The organism is Roseateles toxinivorans (genome assembly GCF_004362525.1).
Lineage (GTDB): Bacteria > Pseudomonadota > Gammaproteobacteria > Burkholderiales > Burkholderiaceae_C > Paucibacter > Paucibacter toxinivorans.
Genome location: NZ_SNXS01000023.1, coordinates 1 through 1,547 on the forward strand (window position 1 = coordinate 1; position 1,547 = coordinate 1,547).

1 pseudogene is annotated in these 1,547 nt (G+C 66.9%); it reads right to left on the reverse strand.

Annotated elements, in window-relative coordinates:
• Positions 1-1,547 (reverse strand): annotated as a pseudogene (locus DES47_RS28905) (heme utilization protein); the annotation flags it as partial.

Here is a 1,547-nt window from a genome sequence, read left to right on the forward strand (position 1 = left end):
GCGGTGCCCAGGGCGTTCAGGTCATCGGTGGTCAGGTTGGCGATCTGCTCGGTGGCCAGACGGGCCACCTGGGCGGTGCTCATGCGGGCGAACTGGTCGCTGGTCAGCGTGTTCAGGTCATTGGTGCTGAGGCCAGTCAATTGACCGGTGGACAGCGCGGTGATCTGAGCGGAGGTCAGGGCTTGGAGCTGATCGGTGGTCAGTGCATCAAGCTGGTCGGAGCTCAACGCGCGGACAGCCGCCGTACCTAGGGCACGCAGGTCACCGGTCTCGATGGAGGCGATCTGGGCCGTCGCGAAGTTACCGATCTGAGCCGAGGTCAGCGAGGCGACCTGGGCCGAGCTCAAGGCGACGATATCGGCCGTCTCCAGACCCGGCATCTGCGCGGTGCCCAGGCTGTTGATCTGGCCGGTGGTCAGTGCAGCGACCTGGTCGGTGCTGAGCGCCAGCACCTGGTCGGAGCTGAACGTGCGCAGTGCTGCGGTGCTGATGGCACGCAGGTCGGCTGTTTCCAGCGTCGAGACCTGTGCGGTGCTCAGCGCGGTGGCCTGGGCGGTGGTCAGCGCGGCAAACTGGGCCGTGCCGAAGGCGTTCAGGTCGTCCGTGGTCAGGTTGGCGACCTGGGCGGTGGACAGCGTGGCCACCTGAGCGGAGCTCATGCGGGCGAACTGGTCCGTGGTCAGCGTGTTCAGGTCATTGGTGGACAGGCTGGTGAGCTGGCCGGTGGACAGGGCCGAGATCTGGGCGGAGCCCAGGCCTTGCAGCTGATCGGAGGTCAGGGCGTCCAGCTGAGCCGAGCTCAGGGCACGCACACCGGCCGTGGTCATGGCACGCAGGTCGGCCGTCTCGATGGCGGCGACCTGTGCAGTGCTCAGGTTCGCGACCTGAGCCGAGGTCAGGGCAGCGACCTGGGCCGAGCCCATGGCCACGATGGAGGCGGTGTTAAGGCCCAGGAACTGATCCGGGTTGGTGGTCAGCGCGGCGATCTGTGCGGTCGTCAGCGCGGCCACTTCTTCGGTGGTCAGCGCCTTGATCTGATCCGAGCTCAGGGCACGCAGGGCGGCCGTGCTCAGGGCGCGCAGGTCAGCCGTTTCCAGCGTCGAAACCTGTGCAGTGCTCAGGGCGCTGGACTGGCCGGTGGTGAGTGCGGCGAACTGGGCGGTACCGAGCGCGTTCAGGTCATCCGTCGTCAGGTTGGTGACCTGGGCGGTAGACAGTGTGGCCACTTGAGCGGTGCTCATGCGGGCGAACTGGTCCGTCGTCAACGTGTTCAAGTCAACGGTGGACAGACCCGTCAGCTGACCGGTGGACAGCGCAGTGATCTGAGCCGAGGTCAGGGCCTGCAGTTGCTCAGAAGTCAGCGCATCGAGCTGGTCGGAACTCATTGCACGAACCGCGGCGGTACCCAGGGCACGCAGGTCGGCGGTCTCGATGGCAGCGATCTGGGCGGTGGCGAAGTTGCCGATCTGTGCCGAGGTCAGCGAGGCGACCTGGGCCGAGCTGAGCGCAACGATGTCGGCCGTCTCCAGGCCCGGCATCTGGGCGGT